Genomic DNA, 20,082 nt, shown 5'->3' on the forward strand with positions numbered 1-20,082 from the left:
TACACCTCCGGCACGTGCACCGCATGCAGATCGTTGCCCGTCAGCGCGTCCAACGCCTCCTGCGGGAACCGCCCCTGCTCGTCCACCTCCGCCGCGAACGGAGCGATCTTCGCCTCGGCCAGCGAACGCACCGCCTCACGGAGCATCTCGTGCTCCTCGGAGATACGGAAGAGATCGAAGTCAGCCGCCCCTGCGCTGCCCGCCATGATGCCTGCCTCGTCGTCCAGTGACCGACGTCCGATGGACGCCTGGTCCGAGTCGAATCGCGGTTAACTACCGTTCAGTAGAGATCCTAGGGCTCCGACCTGCGGCTGCCTAGCGTCCTCGGGGCCGCCCGCGGCGCGCCCCGGGAGCCCGGGCGGAATCCCTCCGAGTACGGGCGATCCCGGACGACCCGACCGGGACGGATAGCATCAGGGGCACTTCTACTGGTCGAACCCGCGACTCAAGGGGAACCCGTGACCCTCCGCATCTCCGTGATCGGCACCGGCTACCTCGGCGCCACGCATGCCGCCGCGATGGCCGAGTTCGGCTTCGAGGTGCTGGGTCTGGACATCGATCCCGAGAAGATCGCCACCCTCACCGCCGGCCGCGTCCCGATGTACGAGCCGGGCCTGTCCGAGCTGTTGCTCAAGCACGTGGCCGGGCACGAGGGCTCGACCGGGCGGCTGCGCTTCACCACCTCCGCCAAGGAGGCCGCCGAGTTCGGCGACGTCCACTTCGTGTGCGTCAACACCCCGCAGCGCAAGGGCGAGTTCGCCGCCGACATGTCGTACGTGGACACCGCGATCGACGAACTCGCGCCGCACCTGACCCGACCGGCCCTGGTGGTCGGCAAGTCCACCGTGCCGGTCGGTTCGGCGGCCCGGCTGGCCGAGCGGCTGGCCGCGCTGGCGCCGGTCGGCGCGGAGGCCGAACTCGCCTGGAACCCGGAGTTCCTGCGCGAGGGCTTCGCCGTCCAGGACACCCTGCGGCCGGACCGGATCGTGGTCGGCACCCAGAGCGAGCGGGCCGAGCGGCTGCTGCGCGAGGTGTACGCGGAGCCGATCGCGGCCGGGGTGCCGTTCCTGGTCACCGACTACGCGACCGCCGAGCTGGTGAAGGCCGCCGCCAACTCCTTCCTGGCCACCAAGATCTCCTTCATCAACGCGATGGCCGAGGTCTGCGAGGCGGCCGGGGCGGACGTCACGCTGCTCTCCACCGCGCTCGGCCACGACGAGCGGATCGGCCGCAAGTTCCTCAACTCGGGCCTCGGCTTCGGCGGTGGCTGCCTGCCCAAGGACATCCGCGCGTTCATGGCCCGGGCCGGCGAGCTCGGCGCCGACCAGGCGCTGACCTTCCTGCGCGAGGTCGACTCGATCAACATGCGGCGCCGCTCCCGGATGGTCGAGCTTGCCCGCGAGCAGTGCGGCGGCGGCTTCCTGGGCCGCCGGGTCGCCGTCCTCGGGGCCGCCTTCAAACCCGACTCGGACGACATCCGGGACTCCCCCGCCCTCAACGTGGCCGCCCAGATCCAGCTCCAGGGCGCCCAGGTCACCGTCTACGACCCGAAGGCCGTGGACAACGCCCGCCGGATGTTCCCCTCGCTGGCGTACGCCGACTCGGCCCTGGAGGCCGCCGAGGGCGCCCACGTCGTGCTCCACCTCACCGAGTGGGCGGAGTTCCGCAAGCTCGACCCGGCCGAGCTGGGCGCCGTGGTGGCCGAGCGCCGCCTCCTCGACGGCCGCAACGTCCTCGACGCCGACGCCTGGCGCGCGGCCGGCTGGACGTACCGCGCCCTGGGCCGCCCGAGCTGACCCACCGGGGCCACGGCCACCTCGGGCGTTGAACGCGTTCCGACCGGCCCCCCGATCATGCCCGACCCCAAACCAGACAGGACACCGGCCAAAACCGCTCCACCACCGTCTGAGGCCTTCCTGCTGGCCCGGGATTACCTTTAGGGCACGTATCGAGTCGTGATCAGCGGGTTGCTCGGGTGAGGATCATGATCCAGATCACTGAGGCGCGGAGGCGGAGGCCTGCGGGGTAGCTCTCGGGCGTCTTGTCATACCGGGTGGCGATGCCTCGCCAGGCCTTCAGCTTGTTGATCAGCTGCTCGACGGCGTTGCGTTCCCTGGAGAGCGCGGCGCCATGACCGACCGGCCGACTGCCTTTGTCGCCCTTCTTCTTCCGGTTGGCGGCCTGACCCCTCTTCTCCGCAACCGCGGCCTTGATGTCACGTCTGCGCAGGCGAGACCGGCTGCCGCGGGACGAACAGGTCTCGTCCCCGGCGACGGCGTCGGCCGGGCGCTGGTGCCGGTGCGGCCGACGGGCCCGCCAGATGCTGGAGGCGCAGCACGAGCTGATCACCGACGAGGGAACCGGCCGCCCGCGGACAGCGTCACACCGAGCATCCTTTCCATGGTCATGAATAGCTGGCGCCAGCCGCCTATGTGACGCTGTCTCAGGAGAGCCCTGCATGAACCGTTCCACCCGAACCCGCTCCCGCCGCATCAGCGGCATCGCCGCGGCGGTGATGGCCGTCGGCGGACTGCTCGCCAGCGGCCCGGCAGCCTCGGCCAGTCCCCACTCAATCGGCGGCTCCGGCCCCTTCTTCGAACTGGCGACCAACGGGGTCTTCCAGGAGTACGACCTCAACGTTGCCGACCTGACCCAGAACTCGGTCAATGTGACTCGCGGTCCGAATCGTTCACAACAAATCGACAACCTGGCTGGATGCGGGAAGAGGGCTCACGTCCTCAACCTACTGTCCCTGGACTACCGGGGCGACGTGGTGTTGTCCATCAACATGTACAACGCGTGCATCGTGCGAGTTACCAACGGAGAGGTGTACACCATCGCGTTCTCGCACTTCACCAGCAGCAGGGAACCGGCCACCTCCTAGGGCGCGTATTGGATTGCGATCAAGAGGCGGTCCGGGCGAGGTCTTTGATCCAGATCATCGGGCCACGGAGGTGGAGGCCGGCGAGGTAACTTTCCGGAGTCTTGTCATACCGGGTGGCGATGCCTCGCCAGGCCTTCAGCTTGTTGATCAGGCGCTCGACGGTGTTGCGTTCCTTGTAGAGGTCGACGTCGTGGCTGACGGGCCGGCCGCCCCTGCTGCCTTTCTTCTTCTAGTTGGCGGTCTGGTCCTTCTTCTCGGGGATGACCGCCTTGATCCGGCGTTCGCGCAGGTGGGAGCGGTTGCCGCGGGACGAGTAAGCCTTGCCCCCGGCCACCGCGTCGGGCCGGGTGCGAGGACGGCCGACGGGCCCGGGAACCCGTATCTTTCACGTCGCCCCGCACCTTGTCCGTAACGGCATCGAGCAGGACGACCACTCCGCTCCCGAGCGCCCGCACCTGCTCACCCTGGGCATGGCCGGCTACACGGACAACGGAATCATCGGCCAGCCCTCCCTCGGCAGCGCCCCCAAGGGGCACGGCGATCCTCGACAGCCTCTCGAAGTCCGCCGCCGCGCACCTAGCTCTGCTGGGCAACAGCTGAACCTTGGCACGCCGAGGGCCGCCAGTTGGGACACAACTGGCGGCCCTCAAGACTTCGGGATCTAGCTGAACCTGCCAGCCAGGCCGAGGCGAGGAATCTCGATGGCGGGGCACTTGTCCATCACCATGGCGAGCCCGGCTGCCCTCGCCCGCTCGTACGCGGCGTCGTCGATCACGCCGAGCTGGAACCAGACGGCCCTGGCGCCGATGGCGGCCGCCTCGTCCGCGACCTCGCCGGCGAGGTCGGACCGGACGAAGACGTCCACGACGTCGACCTCGAAGGGGATGTCCGCGAGGGACGCGTACCCCTTCTCCCCGTGCACCGTCTCCGCCTTCGGGTGCACCGGTACGATCCGCTTGCCGAAGCGCTGGAGCACCTCGGCGACGCCGTAGGCCGCTCGTCGCTGGTTGGACGAGAGGCCCACGACGGCCCAGGTGTCGCCCAGTTCGGTGAGGATCTTCCGGACCGTCTCCGGGTCGCCGTACATGCCCTGCCTCCTCGTAGCCGGGTGCCGAGAACTCACCTCACCCCCAGCGCCACCGCTCCCCCGGCCATTCCCTGCCGACACCCGCGCTGGTCAGCCCGCCAGGTCGATGTGAAACCGGATGGCACCCGGAGTAACCGTCCCGGTCGACGTGGTGGCCGTGTTCGTGAACAGCGCGCTGGCCGGGGAGGTGGCGGACCAGGCGGTGGCGATCGGGGCGAAGGCGGTGGTTCCAGCTCGGGGTCGTCGACGAGGCCGCGTACGGGCGGACCCGGGCCGCCGGGGTCTCGATGGTGATGGACCGGTGCCCGGCCATCGAGATCCCGCGGCTCGGCTGAGGGGCCCTGACTCAGGCGGTGCCGTCGAGCTGGGCGATGGTCGCGATGGACGGCCGGCGGCTGGTGCGCAGCGTGGCGGCGACCGACTCGGCGTCGCGCAGGACGCGGACGGCGTTGTGCCAGGTGAGCTTGGCCAGGTCGGCCTCCGACCAGTGGCGGCCGAGGAGTTCGGCGACCAGGTTGGGGTAGCCGGCCACCGAGTCCAGGCCGTCCGGCAGGAAGGCGGTGCCGTCGAAGTCGCCGCCGATGCCGATGTGGTCGATGCCGGCGACCTCGCGCATGTGGTCGAGGTGGTCGGCGACGGTGGCCGGGGTGGCGATCGGGCGCGGGTTGGCGGCCTCGTAGGCGTGCTGGCGCTCCATGGCCGGCGGGGTGGTGTCCAGCGGGTGGAAGCCGTGGGCGCGCATGTTCTCGTCGGCGGACAGGGTCCACTCGACGGCGGCGGGGAGGATGAACTTCGGCACGAAGGTGGCCATCGCGATGCCGCCGTTGGCGGGCAGCTGGGCGAGCACGTCGTCCGGGATGTTGCGCGGGTGGTCGCAGATCGCGCGCGCGGAGGAGTGCGAGAAGACGACCGGCGCCTCGGTGACCCGCAGGGCGTCCCGCATGGTGTCGGCGGAGACGTGCGAGAGGTCGACCAGCATGCCCAGCCGGTTCATCTCCCGGACGACCTCTTCGCCGAACCGGGTCAGCCCGCCGGCCACCGGCTTGTCGGTCGCGGAGTCGGCCCACGGCACGTTGTCGTTGTGGGTGAGCGTCAGGTAGCGCACGCCCAGCTCGTACAGGGCGCGCAGGGTGGCCAGCGAGCAGTCGATCGAGTGGCCGCCCTCGGCGCCCATCAGCGAGGCGATCCGGCCGTCGGCGCGGGCGGCCTCGACGTCGGCGGCGGTACGGGCCAGGCGCAGCCGGTCTGGGTAGCGCTCGACCAGGGTGCGGACGAAGTCGATCTGTTCCAGGGTGGCGCTCACCGCGTGGTCCCCGGTCAGCGCGGTCGGCACGTAGACGGACCAGAACTGCGCGCCGACCCCGCCCTCCGCGAGGCGGGCGAAGTCGGTGTGCAGGCGGCCGGCCTGGTCGGTGGTGAGGTCGAGCGCTGTGAGGTCGTAGCCGACCTGCTCGCGCATCGCCCAGGGGAGGTCGTTGTGGCCGTCCACCACGGGGGCGGTGCGCAGCAGGGCGCGGGCGCGGTCCAGCGGGGTGAGGGAGTCGGAGGTCATACGGGCTGTTCTACCCCACCCCGCCGGACGGGCTCACTTGCCGAAGCCGAAGGAGGAGGAGCCGGCCACCTTGGCCCGGAGCTTCTTGCCCTTCTCGGTGGCCTGGTTGTTCAGCTCGGCCTGGAAGTCGGTCATCTTCTCGGCGAGCTCCGGGTCGAAGGCCGCGAGCATCCGCACCGCGAGCAGGCCGGCGTTGCGCGCGCCGGCCACCGAGACGGTGGCCACCGGGACGCCGGCCGGCATCTGGACGATCGACAGCAGGCTGTCCATGCCGTCCAGGTAGCGCAGCGGCACGGGCACGCCGATGACCGGCAGCGGGGTGACGGAGGCGAGCATGCCCGGCAGGTGGGCGGCGCCGCCGGCGCCCGCGATGATCGCCTTCAGGCCGCGCCGGTGGGCGTTCTCGCCGTACGCGACCATCTCGCGGGGCATCCGGTGGGCGGAGACGACGTCCACCTCGTAGGGGATCTCGAACTCGTCCAGGGCCTGGGCGGCGGCCTCCATGACCGGCCAGTCGGAGTCCGAGCCCATCACGATGCCAACGACAGGAGAGGTCATTCGGTGATCGTTCCTCGCAGGTAGGCGGCCGCGTGGCGGGCGCGCTCGCGGACGTCGTCGAGGTCGTCCCCGAAGACGTTGACGTGGCCGACCTTGCGGCCGGGCTTCACGTCCTTCCCGTACATGTGGATCCGCAGCCCGGGGTCGCGGGCCATGCAGTGCAGGAAGGCGTGGTACATGTCCGGGTAGTCGCCGCCGAGGACGTTGACCATGACGGTCCACTTGGCGCGCGGCCGGGGGTCGCCGAGCGGGAGGTCGAGGACGGCCCGCAGGTGGTTCTCGAACTGCGAGGTGACCGCACCGTCCTGGGTCCAGTGCCCGGAGTTGTGCGGGCGCATGGCCAGCTCGTTGACCAGGATCCGGCCGTCCCGGGTCTGGAACAGCTCGACGGCGAGGTGGCCGACGATGCCGAGGTCGCCGGCGATCCGCAGGGCGAGCTGCTGGGCCTCGTCGGACAGGGCCGGGTCGAGGTCCGGCGCGGGGGCGGTGACCTCGGCGCAGACGCCGTTCTCCTGGACGCTCTCGACCACCGGGTAGGCGACGGCCTGGCCGCTGGGCGAGCGGACCACGTTGGCGGCCAGCTCGCGGACGAAGTCGACCTTCTCCTCGGCCAGCACCGGGACGCCGGCCAGGAACGGGGCCTGGGCCTCCTGCTCGTCGTCGACGACCCAGACGCCCTTGCCGTCGTAGCCGCCGCGGACGGTCTTCAGCACGACCGGGTAGCCCGCGCCCTCGTTCGCGAAGGCGGTGACGTCGGCCGGGTCGGCGACGATCCGGTGCCGGGGGCAGGGCACCCCGACGGAGTCGAGCTTGGCCCGCATCACGCCCTTGTCCTGGGCGTTGACCAGCGCCTCCGGGCCGGGGCGGACGGCGATGCCGTCGGCCTCCAGGGCCCGCAGGTGCTCGGTGGGGACGTGCTCGTGGTCGAAGGTGATCACGTCGCAGCCGGCCGCGAAGCGGCGCAGGGTGTCGAGGTCGCGGTAGTCACCGAGGACGACGTCGGAGACCACCTGTGCGGCGGAGTCCTGGGGGGTGTCGGCGAGGAGCTTGAACCTGACCCCGAGCGGGATGCCCGCCTGGTGTGCCATGCGGGCCAGCTGCCCGCCGCCGATCATGCCCACCACTGGAAAATTCACATTGCCCGGGGAAGTCACCCGGCCAGGATATCCGGGCCGGTGGGGGGCCTTGGAGCCGAGGTGGGGCCGTGAGTAGTGGACGCGCGTAGATGTCAACCCCGGGGTAGTACGGCTGAGCCGTTCGGTGGAAGCAGGTAGCCTGGACGGCTAGGTCCTCGTCCGCGCGGTCGGATCATGTGCGTGCACGCAGGGCTCAAGGGGTGCCCCCGGCCCAGTGGGACACCCTTTTCCCGTAGGTACATGGAGGCCACCCGGTATGGCGACGACCGCAGCTTCGAACCCCTCGCTCCTGCAGAAGGTGTCGAGTGGGTTTTCCGGCGAAGTCGTGAAGTTCGGCATCGTCGGCCTGAGCGGCGTGGTGGTCAACTTCGCCGTGTTCTGGGTCTGCCTCAACGGGATGGGCCTGGCCTCACTGCGGTCCAACGTCGTCGCCACGGTGATCGCGATCGCCACCAACTACCTGGGCTACCGCTACTGGCTGTACCGGGACCGCGACGCCGCCTCCCGCAAGCGGGAGATCACGCTGTTCCTGGTGTTCAGCGGCATCGGCATGCTGATCGAGACCGGCGTGCTCGGCTTCTCCCGGTACGTGCTCGGCCTGGACACGAGCTACGAGCAGATCGGCGCCAAGGTGGTCGGCCTCGCCATCGCCACCGTGTTCCGGTTCATCTCGTACCGCACCTGGGTGTTCAAGGCCCTCCCGGAGCCCGAGCCGACCGCCCAGACCGCACCGGCCGCACTGGCCGCCGAGGCCGTCGACGGCGCCAGCGGCCAGGAGCTGGCCGCCCAGGCCGAGCTGATGCTGGCCGCCGAGCAGATCCGCTACGCCAAGGCCGAGTAGCGGCGTTCCGGCCCGTTCGTCCGGCCGCCGCGCCCCCGGCCGTCAGTCGTCGTGGCTGCGGCCGAGGAAGAGCGCGAACACCGCGGGCTTCAGCGAGAGCAGCTCCAGCCGCCCGCCGTCCGCCTCCGCGAGGTCACGGGCGACGGCCAGGCCGATGCCGGTGGAGTTGCGGCCGCTGACCGCCCGCTCGAACACCCGGTTGCCGAGGTCGGCGGGCACCCCGGCGCCCTGGTCCTGGACCTCCACCACCACCGAGGTGCCGGAGGGCCGCACCCGCAGGGTGATCGTCCCGGCGCCGTGCATCAGCGAGTTCTCGATCAGGGTGGCGAGCACCTGGGCCACCGTGCCCGGGGTGCCGACCGCGGTGACCCCGTGCAGGCCTTCCAGGGACAGCACCCGGCCCCGCTCGCGCAGCGTCGGGCCCCACTCCTCCACCTGCTGCTTGATCACCTCGTCCAGGTCGAAGGCGACGGCCGTGGGACTGCGCGGGTCGCGCTGGGTGGTCAGCAGCCGCTGGACGACGTCGGTGAGCCGCTCGACCTGCTGGAGGGCGATGGTCGCCTCCTCCTTGACGGTCTCCGGCTCCTCGGCGAGGGCGGTGATCTCCTCCAGCCGCATCGACAGCGCGGTGAGCGGGGTGCGCAGCTGGTGGGAGGCGTCGGCGGCGAGCCGGCGTTCGGCGGTGAGCATCCTGGCGATCCGCTCGGCGCTGGTGTCCAGCACCTCGGCGATCCGGTCCAGTTCGGGCACCCCGTACCGGCGGTCGCGCGGGCGCGGGTCACCGGAGCCGAGCCGTTCGGCGGTCTCGGCGAGGTCGGTGAGCGGCCGGGCGAGCCGTTTGGCCTGCCAGACGGCGAGCGCCACGGCGGCCTGGATGGCCAGCAGGGCGACCACGCCGAGCAGCAGCAGGTTGTTGGCGATCTCGTGGTCGACGTCCTCGCGGGACTGCTCGACGGTGACGATCTCACCGCTGATGCCGTGCTCGACGGCCTTCAGCAGGTGGTTCCCGGCCGGGCGGTCGCCGGCCGAGAGCACGGGCTGGCCGGGGATCTGCACCTCGACGTAGCTGCCCTCGGTGACCTGGCTCTCGAAGACGCGCCCCTCCTTGACCGACTCACCGGCGGTGAGCCGGCTCTCGACGAGGGCGAGCACCCGAACGGCGGTCGCGTCGACCCGATCCTGGGCCGAGTTGACGATGGTGCGCTTCTCGACGAGGGCGAGCGGCACGCAGAACACCACGACGACCACCAGGACGACGACCAGCAGCGAGTTGATCATCCGGCGTTTCACGCTGCTGCTCCCCGAGGTGTTCCGCTTCATCGGCCGCCGCCCGGCCTCGATCTCCGTACGGGGCTAATTCTTCTCGAACCGGAACCCGACTCCGCGCACGGTGGCGATGTAGCGCGGGTTCGCCGCGTCGTCGCCGAGCTTCTTGCGGAGCCAGGAGATGTGCATGTCCAGGGTCTTGGTCGAGGTCCACCAGGTGGTGTCCCAGACCTGCCGCATGATCTCCTCGCGGGTGACCACCCGGCCGGCGTCGCGGACCAGGACGCGCAGCAGCTCGAACTCCTTGGCGGAGAGGGTCAGCTCCTCCTCGCCGAGCCAGGCGCGGTGGGACTCGATGTCGATCTTCACCCCGTGCGCGCCGGTGGTGAGCTGGTCGACGTTGCCGCGCCGGAGCAGGGCCCGGACGCGGGCGAGCAGTTCGGCCAGGCGGAAGGGCTTGGTGACGTAGTCGTCGGCGCCGGCGTCCAGGCCGACCACGGTGTCCACCTCGTCGGCACGGGCGGTGAGCACCAGTACGGGGCAGCTCTTGCCGTCGGCGCGCAGACGGCGGCAGACCTCGAGGCCGTCCATCTCGGGCAGGCCGAGGTCGAGGACGACGAGATCGACCTCCTCGGTGAGGCCGGCGGCGAGTGCGGTCGGACCGTCCTCGCGGACGAGCACCTCATAGCCCTCGCGTCGCAGGGCCCGGGCGAGCGGTTCGGAGATCGCCGGATCGTCCTCGGCGAGCAGCACACAGGTCATGTGGTGATGGTAGTCCGCTCGGGTATGGCCGTACGCCCTGTGAGGTAGTTCACAGAGCGTGATCGTTATACAAGGGGCCATCCGGGGTCAACGGGGCGTCGTCTACCGGTCGTTCGGCGAAGAATCTCCACTTGGATCTTGAAACCTAAGGGAGAGATGCCCGCCTACCATGGATACGCCGGGAAGATCTGCCCCGAACTTTGCCATTCCCATACCTGATTCGTGGCTTTTGTCATCTGATAACGCCAAATATCGCCACGTAGAGTGGTTCAAGTTCGTCCGCCGCCACCCCCCTAGGCGGACGCGATCAGGCAAGGAACCACTACTCATGGCGTCTACGACCCTGGACACCGGCATCACGTCGGCCACTCCTGGCGGCAAGACCTTCCTCGGCCATCCCCGGGGACTCGCCACTCTCTTCATGAGCGAGATGTGGGAGCGCTTCAGCTACTACGGCATGCGCGCCCTGCTGGTGCTCTACATGACCGCTTCCGTCGCCGACGGCGGCCTGGCCATGAAGACGGCCGTCGCCGCCGCCGTGTACAGCGTTTACACGGCCATGGTCTACCTGCTGGCCCTCCCGGGCGGCTGGATCGCTGACCGCTTCCTCGGCGCCCGCAAGACCGTCGCGGTCGGCGGCACGATCATCATGATCGGCCACTTCCTGCTGGCGGTCCCCTTCAGCGCGTCGTTCTTCGTCGGCCTCGCGTTCATCGCGGTCGGCTCCGGCCTGCTCAAGGCCAACATCTCGACGATGGTCGGCCACCTCTACGACGGCCCGAACGACCCGCGCCGCGACGGTGGCTTCACCGTCTTCTACATGGGCATCAACCTCGGTGCCTTCGCGGCCCCGCTGGTCATCGGCACCGTCGGCCAGAGCGTCAACTGGCACCTGGGCTTCGCCCTCGCCGGTGTCGGCATGGCCCTCGGCCTGGGCCAGTTCCTGCTGGGCACCCGCCACCTGAGCCCGAAGAGCAACCTCGTCACCTCGCCGATCACCCCGGACGAGAAGCGGAAGATCTTCACCAAGGCGGGCATCTGGCTGGCCATCGCCGCCGTCTTCTACGGGGTCGTCGCCGCCACCGGCCACTTCACCATCAACTGGGCGATCTGGCCGCTGTCCATCGCGGGCCTGGCGATCCCGGTCCTGGTCTTCACCAAGGTGAAGCGCGACAAGGACCTCGACGCCAACGAGCAGTCCAAGATGAGCGGCTACATCTGGTTCTTCATCGCCGCCGCCGTGTTCTGGATGATCTACGACCAGTCCGGCTCGACGCTGAACATCTTCGCCGACGAGCACACCGCGTCCACGCTGTTCGGGTTCAACTTCCCGTCCAGCTGGTTCCAGTCGCTCAACCCGCTGTACATCATGGCGCTGGCCCCGGTCTTCGCCTGGATCTGGGTCGCGCTGGCCCGCCGGTCGAAGAACCCCAGCACCACCATGAAGTTCGCCTTCGGCCTGCTGATGATCGGCGCCTCCTTCATCGTCATGATGCTGGCGATGGCCTCCGCCTCCGGCGACACCAAGGTCACCCCGCTGTGGCTGGCCATGGTCTACCTGGTCCAGACCGTCGGCGAGCTCACCCTCTCCCCGGTCGGCCTGTCCGTCACCACCAAGCTGGCGCCGACCAAGTACGCCAGCCAGATGATGGGCGTCTGGTTCCTCGCCGTCACCGCGGGTGACTGCGTCGCCGCCATCTTCCAGCTGGTGCTGGGCGACAAGGTGGTCGGCAGCACCGCGTACTTCGCGGTCCAGGGCGTCATGGCGATCGTCGCGGGCATCGCGCTGGCGATGTACCGCAAGAAGGTCGTCAAGCTCATGGGCGACGTGCACTGACGTCCGCCCGGTGAAGTTCCGGGGCCGCCGTGGATTCCTGAGATCCACGGCGGCCCCGGGCGTTTTCCGCCCTCACTGCCGTCTTACCGCCTCGACGGGCCCGGGCGGGGGTGCCTATGGTCCCCGCCATGACCACCGACTCACTGCCCCGGCAGCTCGCCCGCACCCGGCGGTTCACCCTGGGCGCCCCCGTCCAGCCGCAGCCCACCGCCGACGGCGCCACCGTCCTGTTCCTGCGCAGCCGGGGCGGCACCGACCCGATCACCTGCCTCTGGGCGCTGGACACCGCGACCGGCGCGGAACGGCTGGTCGCCGACCCGGCCGCGCTCGGTGCCTCCGGCGGCATCGCCGCGTACTCCACCGACGCCTCGGGCTCCCGGGCCGCCTTCGCACTCGACGGCACGCTGTGGCTGGCCGACACCGCCTCGGGTTCGGTACGGCCGGTCTCCTCCGCCGGCGCCCCGGAGGACCCCCGCCTCGACCCGACCGGCCGCCGGATCGCCTACGTCAGCGGCGGCGCCCTGCGGGTGGTCGACACCGACGGCACGGGCGGCACGGGCGACACCGACGGCACGGGCGGCACGGGTGGCGACCGCGACCGCGCCCTCGCCGAGCCCGAGGCCGAGGACGTCGGCTACGGCCTGGCCGAGTACGTCGCCGCCGGGGAGATGTACCGCGACCGCGGCCACTGGTGGTCCCCCGACGGCACCGGACTGCTGGTCGCCCGGGTCGACGACCGACCGGTCACCCGCTGGTACCTCGCCGACCCCGCCGACCCGCAGCAGCCCCCGCGCACCATCCGCTACCCGCTGGCCGGCACCGCCAACGCCGAGGTCACCCTCTGGCTGCTCGGCCTCGACGGCCACCGCACGGAGGTCCGGTGGGACCGCGCCGCGTTCGAGTACGTGACCGCCGTCGGCTGGGACGGCCACGGCCCGTACGCCGCCGTGCAGAGCCGCGACCAGCGGACCGTCCGCACCCTGGCGATCGGGGCGGACGGCGCCACCCGGGTACTCGCCGAGCGCACCGACCCGCACTGGGTCGAACTGCTGCCCGGGCTGCCGGTCCGGACGGCGGGCGGAGCGCTGGTCGACACCGCCGATCTCGACGGCACCCGCCACCTGACCGTCGACGGCGCACCTGTCTCCCCGGCCGGGCTGCACCTGCGGGCGGTCGTCGGCGCAGAAGGCGAGCGGGTGCTGTTCACCGCCTCCGACGAGCCGACCGACACCCACCTGTGGACGTACGAACCGAGCGTCGGCACAAGGAAGTTGAGCAGCGGCCCCGGCGTGCACAGCGGGCTGGAGCGGGGCGGCACGCTGGTGCTCACCAACGGCACCCGCACCACCGTCCTTCGTGAGGGCCGTCCGCCTCTCCCGCTCGCCTCGTACGCCGAGCCGCCCACCGTCGACGCCCGCCCCGAGCCGCTCCGCCTCGGCCCGCGCGAACTGCGCGCCCACCTCTTCCTGCCCACCGGCCACCGCCCCGGCGACGGCCCGCTGCCCGTGCTGCTCGACCCGTACGCCGGGCCGGCCATGCAGAAGGTCACCACCGGCGGGGCCTGGCACGAGCAGGTGTCCCAGTGGTTCGCCGACCAGGGCTTCGCGGTGCTGGTGGTGGACGGCCGCGGCACCCCGGGGCGCGGGCCGCTGTGGGAGAAGTCCATCTGGGGCGACAAGGCCGGTCCCGCCCTGGAGGACCAGATCGAGAGCTTGCAGGAGACCGCCCGGCTGCGGCCCGGCCTGCTCGACCTCGACCGGGTCGCCATCCGCGGCTGGTCCTACGGCGGCTACCTCGCCGCCCTCGCCGTGCTGCGCCGCCCGGACGTCTTCCACGCCGCCTCGGCCGGGGCCGCGCCCACCGACCACCGGCTCTACGACACCCACTGGCAGGAACGATTCCTCGGCCACCCGGACGAGCACCCCGAGCACTACGCCTCCTGCGACCTGATCACCGAGGCCCCGAACCTGAGCCGCCCCCTCCTGCTGGTCCAGGGCCTCGCCGACGACAACGTCTTCCCCGTCCACACCCTGCGGCTCTCCGCCGCCCTCCTCGCCGCCGGCCGCCCGCACGAGGTCCTCCCCCTGCGCGGCGCCGGCCACCGGCCGACCGACGAGGCAACGGCTGAGAACCTGCTGCTGCACGAACTGCACTTCCTGCGCGGGTCGTTGGCCGTGACCTGAGCAGGGCCCCTGAACGCGCAGGAAGTCGGCCCGGCCGACTTCCTGCGCCGGGTCACCCTTGGTCTCCCCTTGCGACGCGTTCGGGCACCGGGTTCTCCGGGGAGTCGAGCCAGACGGTGTGGGCGTCCGGGGTGGCCGTGAGGCCGAAGCGGCCGAAGCCGGGGCGGCCCTGGTCTTCCCACCAGCGCCAGGCGGCCTCCACCTCGTCCCAGAGGCTCCGGGGGCCGGACTGGTACACCTCGTACTCGGTGCGGCCCCGCTGGTAGTCGGCGGACGCCCAGGATCGGGTGTCCCGGCTGTAGAGCCAGAGGGTGTACGCGCCGTCGTCGTAGCGCTCCGCCCGCCAGAAGGCGCCGGGGACGGCCGCACCGATGACGAACTGCTCGAACCACCCGCCGGTGTCCGGCGGGGCGAGCGTCGTGGTGGACCTCACCGCGTCGGCGGGCCACTCCTGCCCGTGGAGGTAGTCCTCGAAGGGCGGCCGGTCCGTACGCTGTTGGCGCAGCCGCATGAACGCCGAGCTCCGGGTGAACCGGCCGCTGCCGCTGGTGCCGTCGTCATTGACGGTCAGCCGGACGATCTGCTCGCCGCCGTACTCGGTGCCGAACGGCGCCACGATGATCCCGCCGGGCGCCGTCTGGGCCAGCCATGCGGGCGGGATCTCCAGCAGGGGGCAGGTGGCGATGATCCGGTCGTACGGAGCGCCGTCCGGCCAGCCCTGCTGTCCGTCGCCCTCTACGACAGTCGGCGCGAGTCCGGCCCGCTCCAGGTTCGCGCGAGCACCGCGGGCGACGTCCGGATCGTACTCGACCGTCACCACGTTGAGGTTCCCCAGGCGGTGGGCCAGCAGGCCCGCGTTCCAGCCCGTGCCGGCACCGACCTCCAGCACCCTGTCCCCCGGGCGCACATCGAGGTCCCGGAGCATCGAGAACACCATGGTGGGCATGGAGTTGGACGAAGTCGGGGTTGTGCCGAGTCCGTCGCCAGCGTGCTCCCCGTCATCCCACTGCGTGGTCAACGGGATGTCCGAGTAGACCGCCCGCCGCCATGAGCCGGGGTCCTGCGACCGGTACACCACGGGGTTCTGTCGCGTGCCGTCCGCGATGCCCGGCCAGATACGGTCCGGGACGAACAGTTCACGGGGTACGGCGTTGAAGGAGGGAAGCCAGTCCGAGGACAGTACGCCGTCGGCCACCAGCGCGGAGGCGAGCCCCTGGGGGCTCGCCTCCTTGCGCGATTCGCCAGTCACTTGCCGCCGCCCGCCGGGGACGAGCCGTCGGAGGTGTTGCCACCCTCGTCGGACCCGCCACCGCCGTGCCCGGCACCCTTGTTGCTGTCATCCTGCTGCCCGCCGCCCTTGCCGTCGCCGGACCCGCCTCCGCGCTTGCCCATGTTCTTCCCCTTCCGCTGGTGGTCCGACCGAGGAAACCCTCTGCCATCCGCCTCATCGGCATGAGCGACGTTACGGACGATGAGGCGCCGATCTCTACGAACTTGCATGAGCTTGCACGCCAACGAATCGGTCAAATCCATATATTGACTACGTATCAGCTGCTTGGACAAGCTTGTGCAAGCCCGAGCAAGCGCCTAGACCAGGGAGCCGGCCATGGCCGTGGAGTTCGTTGGCATCGACCCCAACACCGATCGGGACCACTGCCCCACCGTGTGGGTGGACCCGGTGGCTCAGGAGATCCTCTTCCAGGGATGGAACCCGCACCCCCAGACTCAGGCGGACTGCGAGGGGAGCAGCCCCGCGAACGGCCCGGTGCCCGGCGACGAGTCCATCGTCAGGCTTCCAGCCCGAATGGTGCCCATGATCAGGGAGGCGTGTGATGTCATCGAGCGTGCCCAACTTCGCTGAACTGCTTGAACAGTGCTGCCGGTCCGCCGTCCATCTGGAACTGCGGGACTCATACGCCCCGACAGAACGCTTCGAGGCGTGGCAGCGCGGTGAACGGGTCAACTGGGAAGACCGTGAGGCCTGGTGGCACCCCTACGACCAGCTGGTCGCGGACACCGTGGCCCGGGGCGTGATCATCCGTCGGGCTCGGATCGTGTCCGAGCCCGTGTCCGAGTACATCCGCTGGGAGCACTACGTCACCCACGCCAACGTCACGGCGGGCGAGGACGTCCGCTGGTTGCCTCGGCGACGGGCCACGAGCATCCCCCTGCCGGGAAACGACTTCTGGCTCTTCGACGGTGCACTGCTTCGGGTACACCACTTCTCCGGCGACGGTGCCGTGGTCGAGGACGAGATCACGGCAGACCCGGAGACCGTGGAGCTGTGCGCCAGTGCGTTCGAAGCAGTCTGGGAACGAGCGGTCCCGCATCACCAGTACGAGATCTGACTAAGGCCGGCTCCATGCCTGCGCACCCCTCCCCAAGCGTCCAGAAGGCCCGCGAGGCCCTTGCCGGCCGACTGAGCGGGATCCGGAAGGACGCGGGGATCAGCGGGCGGGAGCTGGCCGCCAAGTGCGGCTGGTCGGAATCGAAGTCATCCCGGATCGAGAACGCCAGAACACCTCCCTCTGACGCCGACATCAGGGCCTGGTGCCGAGCCTGTGACGCCGACGGCCAAGTCCCCGACCTGATCGCCGCCAATCGGCAGTCCGCCGACGCTCATGTGCGGTGGCGACAACTCCAGCGAAGCGGCCTACGTCGGCTGCAAGAGTCCACCGGGGACCTGTACCGACAGACCAAGACGTTCCGGGTCTACGTCTCCGACGTGATCCCCGGATTCCTCCAGACACCCAGATACGCCGCCGCCCTGCTGTCGTCCATCGCGGACTTTCGGGGAACCCCGAACGACGTGGACGATGCCGTGGCGGCCCGCATGAAGCGCAACGCCGTGCTGAACAACGGCGCGCACCGCTTCTCGTTCGTCCTGGAGGAGTCAGTGCTGCGGTACCGCGTGTGCGACGCCGAGGCCATGGCGGCACAACTGGGCCACCTGCTCGAAGCCATGGATCTCCCGAACGTCGCTGTGGGCATCATCCCGTTCGCGGCGCAGCGGACCGTGTGGCCCATGCCGACCTTCACGATCTTCGATGACACCAGGGTCCATGCGGACACACTGGATGCCGCCTCGACGCTTACGGAGCCCGGCCAGGTCGATCTGTATGCCCGCGCCTTTGATCGGCTCTCACAGGGCGCAGCGCGCGGCGCCGCAGCGCGTTCCCTCGTCGCCAACGCCTTGGCCTGCCTGGATTGATACGTCGGCGTGCAGGGAGGGAGAGCTGATCATATGGCACGGACCGAGTACTACGACGGTCCCGACGCCCCCGAGTTCAACCGGGTGGTCGTGGCAGCATCTGCGGTCGTAACGGATCCCGAAGGACGCATCCTGATCCAGGTCCTGGCTGACGGCAACACCCCCAAGTAGAACCCGAGCGCGCAGGAAGTCGGCCGGGCCGGCTTCCTGCGCCGGACTCAGACGGGGCGGGCATCTCCTCACCGCCCCAGCGGCGCCAGTCGTTTCACACGGTCTTGATGCCGCCGCCCTCGACGACGTAATCAGCGCCGGTGACGCTTGCCGCGCGGTCCGAGACGAGGAACGCGACGACGGCCGCGACCTCATCGGGTTCGACCATGCGGCCGGTGGTCAGGCCCATCGCCGCGGGCACCCCGGCAACGAAGTCGCGGTGCCCCACACCGTTCGCCTCTGCGAGGCGGGCACCGAAGCCGTCGGCGTCCTCCCATATGCCGGTACGCGTCGGACCGGGAGAGACGGTGTTCACCCGTACACCCTGGGGGCCGAACTCCTCGGACAGCGCCTTGCCGAATGCGTTGAGACCCGCCTTGGCAGCGCCGTACTCGATCGGGCCCGTGCCCGGCAGGCGTGCGGTCATCGACGAGATGTTCACCACCGAACCGCGGCGCTCCAGGAGGCTCGGCAGCAGTCGACGGGTGACCCGGACCGTGCCGAACAGGTTGACCTCGAAGCTCTGCGCCCACAGGTTGTCGTCGGTCGCGAGGAACCCGCCGAAGGTGAACGAGTCGCCGCCGCCCAGGTTGTTGACCAGGATGTCCACCCCACCCAGTTCCGCGAGCGCCTGCGCCCCCAACTCCTCGGCGCCTTCCGGCGTGCTCAGGTCCACCGCGACCGGGTGGGCCCCGGCCTCCTTCAGCTCGGCCGTGATCGTGCGGGCCGCACCCACCACGCGGACCCCCTCGGCGATGAGCTGCCGGGTGATCGCGAGACCCACGCCTCGGCTGGCTCCGGTGACGACTGCGGTCTTCCCTGCGAGATCGAGCTCCATGTCAGACTCCTTGAAGATATTTGAATTGCAGGTACAAAACTGGGCCGCAAAAAATGAAGACAGCACCGACCGGCAGGCGTCGGACTACAACGACCCGATCGCCGCGTCCACGACCCGCCTCAACTGCGTTGCGTCCTCGGCGGTCTTCGCCAGCACGCGCATGCCGATCACCGTCGCGAGCAACCAGGCCGCCACCGCCGCCGCGTCGCGGCCAACGGCGATCTCACCGGCCCGCTGACCTTCCTCAACGGTCGCCCGCAACGCACTCTCCGTACGCGCGAACATCCTGCGCGCCGCGTCCCTCGCTCCAGCGTCCGAGGTAGCCAACTCGGCGGCGGTGTTGACCGCCATGCAGCCGCGCCGATCCGGGTCACCCAGGTCGAGCTCGATCAGCGCCTCCAGCGCACCCCGCAGTCGATCCTTCGCCGAACCGGGGTGATCGAGAAGCGCCTCCAGCCACTCGGCCTGCGAGTCGCGGTAGCGCTTGAGCGCCCGCTCGAACAAGGCGCGCTTACTGCCGAAGGTGTTGTACAGACTGCCCCTGCCGATGCCGATCCCGTCCACGAGGTTCTGCGGCGTCGTCGCGGCGTATCCCTTGCGCCAGAACACGCCCATGGCGCGCTCCACCGCCTCGTCCGGATCGAACTCCTTCGGCCTGCCCATGGCTCCACCGTAACACCATTTTTGACCTGGAGGTCAAAAGAAAGTGGCGTCCAGCCCGGTTCGCGGCGGAACGCATGGGGGCCCGCGAGGCCCTCGCCGTCCCGGGCGGGGGCCTTCGCGCGTTCAGTCGCCGTCGTCGGGGCGTTGCATCTTGAGGGTGGCGATGACGCCGAGGGAGACGGTGGTGACGGCGAGGGCGAGGAGGGCGAGGAGGACCGCGCCGACGAAGAAGTTCACCGGTGCCACGGTTCGTCGCGCTCCAGGTCGCGGAGGAGGTGGAGGAGGTTGAGGAGGGTGCTGACGGGGGCGTTGCCGAAGTCGACGAGGATCCGGCCGTCGAGGGTGGTCTCGGGGGTGCCGGCGGAGCCCCAGAGGAGGCCGTGCGGGAGGCCGCGGCGGTGCAACTCGCCCAGGAGGATGGTGATCTGGGGTTCGGTGTAGTCGCGCATCCGGGGGTCGTCCGGGGCGACGGGTTCGCGGGTCACGAGGCGGCGTCCAGCTCGTACCAGGTGGTCTTGCCGCGCTTCTGGGGGTCGACGCCCCAGCGGTGGGTGAGGCCCTCGACGAGCTGGAGGCCACGGCCGGTCCCGGCGAGGCCGGCGGGAGTGCGGGACTGCGGGAGGGCGTCGCTCTCGTCGGAGACGGTGACGCGGAGGGTGGGGCCGAGGATGGAGAACCAGACGACGGGGGCCGGGGTGGCGGCGTGCCGCCAGGCGTTGACGATGAGCTCGCAGAGGGCGAGTTCGGCGTTGAAGATCGCGTCGGCGTCCCAGCCGCTGCGGGTCATGGCGTCCCGCAGGGCCTGCCGGGAGAGGGTGAGCGAGGGAGTGTTACGGGTGCACACGGGAACCTCCACGAGGGGAGAGGGGTGAAGGAACGACGGTCGTCGCCGTGAGCCAGGCCGGGGTGGCTGCTCTGCGGCGCGCGGAGGGCAGCAGGCACCTACTGCCCTTGATGCAGGCATTACTGACGATCCGTCGGATCGAGCTGAGAATGACGATAGCGCGCTCCGCCACAGATTTGTGGCGGAGCGCGAGAAGTTCCCTCTAACGTG

Annotated in this window: 21 protein-coding genes and 4 pseudogenes; 10 read left to right on the forward strand and 15 right to left on the reverse strand. The window is 70.3% G+C overall.

Going from position 1 to position 20,082, the window contains the following annotated elements; all coding sequences use genetic code 11:
* Nucleotides 1-206, reverse strand: a 206-nt coding sequence (locus ACFWIS_RS34670; protein WP_380461351.1) for an acyl-CoA dehydrogenase family protein, incomplete at its 3' end; no start/stop codon positions are given.
* Between the two features lie 252 nt (nucleotides 207-458).
* On the opposite strand from ACFWIS_RS34670, the gene ACFWIS_RS34675 reads away from it, so the two are divergent.
* Nucleotides 459-1,796: a UDP-glucose dehydrogenase family protein gene (locus tag ACFWIS_RS34675; protein WP_380461350.1), complete on the forward strand. Its 1,338-nt coding sequence runs from the start codon at nucleotides 459-461 to the stop codon at nucleotides 1,794-1,796.
* A gap of 163 nt (nucleotides 1,797-1,959) precedes the next feature.
* Here the strand turns inward: ACFWIS_RS34675 and ACFWIS_RS34680 are convergent.
* Nucleotides 1,960-2,289 (reverse strand): annotated as a pseudogene (locus ACFWIS_RS34680) (hypothetical protein); the annotation flags it as partial.
* A 169-nt stretch (nucleotides 2,290-2,458) separates the two neighbouring features.
* Here ACFWIS_RS34680 and ACFWIS_RS34685 point away from each other — a divergent pair.
* Entirely contained in the window at nucleotides 2,459-2,884 is a 426-nt protein-coding gene (locus ACFWIS_RS34685) for a hypothetical protein (RefSeq protein WP_380461349.1), read from the forward strand.
* A gap of 19 nt (nucleotides 2,885-2,903) precedes the next feature.
* Here the strand turns inward: ACFWIS_RS34685 and ACFWIS_RS34690 are convergent.
* Both ACFWIS_RS34690 and ACFWIS_RS34695 read right to left on the reverse strand, forming a co-directional pair.
* Nucleotides 2,904-3,254, reverse strand: a pseudogene (locus ACFWIS_RS34690) (transposase); the annotation flags it as partial.
* 291 nt (nucleotides 3,255-3,545) lie between these two features.
* Complete coding sequence (locus tag ACFWIS_RS34695; RefSeq protein WP_380461348.1) at nucleotides 3,546-3,971, reverse strand: CoA-binding protein; 426 nt, start codon at nucleotides 3,969-3,971, stop codon at nucleotides 3,546-3,548.
* Nucleotides 3,972-4,113: 142 nt separating this feature from the next.
* On the opposite strand from ACFWIS_RS34695, the pseudogene ACFWIS_RS34700 reads away from it, so the two are divergent.
* Nucleotides 4,114-4,306 (forward strand): annotated as a pseudogene (locus ACFWIS_RS34700) (CoA-binding protein); the annotation flags it as partial.
* Between the two features lie 11 nt (nucleotides 4,307-4,317).
* Here the strand turns inward: ACFWIS_RS34700 and ACFWIS_RS34705 are convergent.
* Genes ACFWIS_RS34705 through ACFWIS_RS34715 form a run of 3 tightly spaced genes read right to left on the reverse strand, consistent with a single transcriptional unit; the run spans nucleotide 4,318 to nucleotide 7,217 of the window.
* On the reverse strand, nucleotides 4,318-5,523 hold the full coding sequence (locus ACFWIS_RS34705) for a dipeptidase (protein ID WP_380461347.1): 1,206 nt from the start codon (nucleotides 5,521-5,523) through the stop codon (nucleotides 4,318-4,320).
* Between the two features lie 33 nt (nucleotides 5,524-5,556).
* A complete protein-coding gene (gene purE, locus ACFWIS_RS34710) occupies nucleotides 5,557-6,081 on the reverse strand; it encodes a 5-(carboxyamino)imidazole ribonucleotide mutase (RefSeq protein WP_380461346.1) in 525 nt (174 codons plus the stop codon).
* On the reverse strand, nucleotides 6,078-7,217 hold the full coding sequence (locus ACFWIS_RS34715) for a 5-(carboxyamino)imidazole ribonucleotide synthase (protein WP_380461345.1): 1,140 nt from the start codon (nucleotides 7,215-7,217) through the stop codon (nucleotides 6,078-6,080). Before ACFWIS_RS34715 ends, purE begins: the two co-directional genes overlap by 4 nt.
* Before the next feature lie 256 nt (nucleotides 7,218-7,473).
* Between ACFWIS_RS34715 and ACFWIS_RS34720 the strand changes: the two genes are divergently transcribed.
* Nucleotides 7,474-8,058 carry a GtrA family protein gene (locus ACFWIS_RS34720; RefSeq protein ID WP_380461344.1) on the forward strand — a complete coding sequence of 195 codons (585 nt, stop codon included), beginning with the start codon at nucleotides 7,474-7,476 and terminating at the stop codon, nucleotides 8,056-8,058.
* A gap of 42 nt (nucleotides 8,059-8,100) precedes the next feature.
* On the opposite strand, the gene ACFWIS_RS34725 is transcribed toward ACFWIS_RS34720, so the two are convergent.
* Both ACFWIS_RS34725 and ACFWIS_RS34730 read right to left on the reverse strand, forming a co-directional pair.
* Nucleotides 8,101-9,348: an ATP-binding protein gene (locus tag ACFWIS_RS34725; protein WP_380461343.1), complete on the reverse strand. Its 1,248-nt coding sequence runs from the start codon at nucleotides 9,346-9,348 to the stop codon at nucleotides 8,101-8,103.
* 63 nt (nucleotides 9,349-9,411) lie between these two features.
* The gene (locus tag ACFWIS_RS34730) at nucleotides 9,412-10,086 is read right to left on the reverse strand and encodes a response regulator transcription factor (RefSeq protein ID WP_030290974.1); all 675 of its coding nucleotides are present in this window, start codon (nucleotides 10,084-10,086) and stop codon (nucleotides 9,412-9,414) included.
* A gap of 328 nt (nucleotides 10,087-10,414) precedes the next feature.
* Here ACFWIS_RS34730 and ACFWIS_RS34735 point away from each other — a divergent pair, with 328 nt between their 5' ends.
* Nucleotides 10,415-11,923, forward strand: a complete 1,509-nt coding sequence (locus ACFWIS_RS34735; RefSeq protein ID WP_380461342.1) for a peptide MFS transporter — start codon at nucleotides 10,415-10,417, stop codon at nucleotides 11,921-11,923.
* A gap of 128 nt (nucleotides 11,924-12,051) precedes the next feature.
* Entirely contained in the window at nucleotides 12,052-14,106 is a 2,055-nt protein-coding gene (locus ACFWIS_RS34740; RefSeq protein ID WP_380461341.1) for a prolyl oligopeptidase family serine peptidase, read from the forward strand.
* Nucleotides 14,107-14,158: 52 nt separating this feature from the next.
* On the opposite strand, the gene ACFWIS_RS34745 is transcribed toward ACFWIS_RS34740, so the two are convergent.
* A complete protein-coding gene (locus ACFWIS_RS34745; RefSeq protein ID WP_380461340.1) occupies nucleotides 14,159-15,355 on the reverse strand; it encodes a methyltransferase domain-containing protein in 1,197 nt (398 codons plus the stop codon).
* Nucleotides 15,352-15,498 (reverse strand): hypothetical protein, encoded by a 147-nt coding sequence (locus tag ACFWIS_RS34750; RefSeq protein WP_380461339.1) that lies wholly within the window; start codon nucleotides 15,496-15,498, stop codon nucleotides 15,352-15,354. Before ACFWIS_RS34750 ends, ACFWIS_RS34745 begins: the two co-directional genes overlap by 4 nt.
* 214 nt (nucleotides 15,499-15,712) lie before the next feature.
* Between ACFWIS_RS34750 and ACFWIS_RS34755 the strand changes: the two genes are divergently transcribed.
* The 4 genes and pseudogenes from ACFWIS_RS34755 to ACFWIS_RS34770 form a co-directional block, all read left to right on the forward strand.
* On the forward strand, nucleotides 15,713-15,967 hold the full coding sequence (locus tag ACFWIS_RS34755) for a hypothetical protein (RefSeq protein ID WP_380461338.1): 255 nt from the start codon (nucleotides 15,713-15,715) through the stop codon (nucleotides 15,965-15,967).
* A complete protein-coding gene (locus tag ACFWIS_RS34760; protein WP_380461337.1) occupies nucleotides 15,939-16,454 on the forward strand; it encodes a DUF6879 family protein in 516 nt (171 codons plus the stop codon). Before ACFWIS_RS34755 ends, ACFWIS_RS34760 begins: the two co-directional genes overlap by 29 nt.
* Nucleotides 16,455-16,468: 14 nt before the next feature.
* Nucleotides 16,469-17,317: a helix-turn-helix domain-containing protein gene (locus ACFWIS_RS34765; protein ID WP_380461336.1), complete on the forward strand. Its 849-nt coding sequence runs from the start codon at nucleotides 16,469-16,471 to the stop codon at nucleotides 17,315-17,317.
* A gap of 33 nt (nucleotides 17,318-17,350) precedes the next feature.
* Nucleotides 17,351-17,476: pseudogene (locus ACFWIS_RS34770) on the forward strand (DNA mismatch repair protein MutT); the annotation flags it as partial.
* A gap of 106 nt (nucleotides 17,477-17,582) precedes the next feature.
* Here the strand turns inward: ACFWIS_RS34770 and ACFWIS_RS34775 are convergent.
* The 4 genes from ACFWIS_RS34775 to ACFWIS_RS34790 all read right to left on the reverse strand — a co-directional run bounded on the left by ACFWIS_RS34775 (nucleotide 17,583) and on the right by ACFWIS_RS34790 (nucleotide 19,872).
* Nucleotides 17,583-18,365, reverse strand: coding sequence for an oxidoreductase (locus ACFWIS_RS34775; protein ID WP_380461335.1), 783 nt, complete (start codon nucleotides 18,363-18,365; stop codon nucleotides 17,583-17,585).
* Nucleotides 18,366-18,449: 84 nt separating this feature from the next.
* The gene (locus ACFWIS_RS34780; protein WP_380461334.1) at nucleotides 18,450-19,028 is read right to left on the reverse strand and encodes a TetR/AcrR family transcriptional regulator; all 579 of its coding nucleotides are present in this window, start codon (nucleotides 19,026-19,028) and stop codon (nucleotides 18,450-18,452) included.
* Between the two features lie 233 nt (nucleotides 19,029-19,261).
* Nucleotides 19,262-19,513, reverse strand: coding sequence for a hypothetical protein (locus ACFWIS_RS34785; protein WP_380461333.1), 252 nt, complete (start codon nucleotides 19,511-19,513; stop codon nucleotides 19,262-19,264).
* On the reverse strand, nucleotides 19,510-19,872 hold the full coding sequence (locus ACFWIS_RS34790; protein WP_380461332.1) for an ATP-binding protein: 363 nt from the start codon (nucleotides 19,870-19,872) through the stop codon (nucleotides 19,510-19,512). The genes ACFWIS_RS34785 and ACFWIS_RS34790 overlap by 4 nt, the downstream gene beginning before the upstream one ends.
* Nucleotides 19,873-20,082: the final 210 nt, after the last annotated feature.

It is taken from the genome of Kitasatospora sp. NPDC127060 (genome assembly GCF_042724935.1).
In the GTDB taxonomy this organism is placed as follows: domain Bacteria; phylum Actinomycetota; class Actinomycetes; order Streptomycetales; family Streptomycetaceae; genus Kitasatospora.

Coding starts and splice junctions, on each gene's coding strand:
- purE (WP_380461346.1), bottom strand. CDS start 6,081: ATGACCTCTCCTGTCGTTGGCATCGTGATGGGCTCGGACTCCGACTGG.
- ACFWIS_RS34765 (WP_380461336.1), top strand. CDS start 16,469: ATGCCTGCGCACCCCTCCCCAAGCGTCCAGAAGGCCCGCGAGGCCCTT.
- ACFWIS_RS34735 (WP_380461342.1), top strand. CDS start 10,415: ATGGCGTCTACGACCCTGGACACCGGCATCACGTCGGCCACTCCTGGC.
- ACFWIS_RS34695 (WP_380461348.1), bottom strand. CDS start 3,971: ATGTACGGCGACCCGGAGACGGTCCGGAAGATCCTCACCGAACTGGGC.
- ACFWIS_RS34685 (WP_380461349.1), top strand. CDS start 2,459: ATGAACCGTTCCACCCGAACCCGCTCCCGCCGCATCAGCGGCATCGCC.
- ACFWIS_RS34755 (WP_380461338.1), top strand. CDS start 15,713: ATGGCCGTGGAGTTCGTTGGCATCGACCCCAACACCGATCGGGACCAC.
- ACFWIS_RS34730 (WP_030290974.1), bottom strand. CDS start 10,086: ATGACCTGTGTGCTGCTCGCCGAGGACGATCCGGCGATCTCCGAACCG.
- ACFWIS_RS34720 (WP_380461344.1), top strand. CDS start 7,474: ATGGCGACGACCGCAGCTTCGAACCCCTCGCTCCTGCAGAAGGTGTCG.
- ACFWIS_RS34740 (WP_380461341.1), top strand. CDS start 12,052: ATGACCACCGACTCACTGCCCCGGCAGCTCGCCCGCACCCGGCGGTTC.
- ACFWIS_RS34775 (WP_380461335.1), bottom strand. CDS start 18,365: ATGGAGCTCGATCTCGCAGGGAAGACCGCAGTCGTCACCGGAGCCAGC.
- ACFWIS_RS34750 (WP_380461339.1), bottom strand. CDS start 15,498: ATGGGCAAGCGCGGAGGCGGGTCCGGCGACGGCAAGGGCGGCGGGCAG.
- ACFWIS_RS34760 (WP_380461337.1), top strand. CDS start 15,939: ATGTCATCGAGCGTGCCCAACTTCGCTGAACTGCTTGAACAGTGCTGC.
- ACFWIS_RS34780 (WP_380461334.1), bottom strand. CDS start 19,028: ATGGGCAGGCCGAAGGAGTTCGATCCGGACGAGGCGGTGGAGCGCGCC.
- ACFWIS_RS34705 (WP_380461347.1), bottom strand. CDS start 5,523: ATGACCTCCGACTCCCTCACCCCGCTGGACCGCGCCCGCGCCCTGCTG.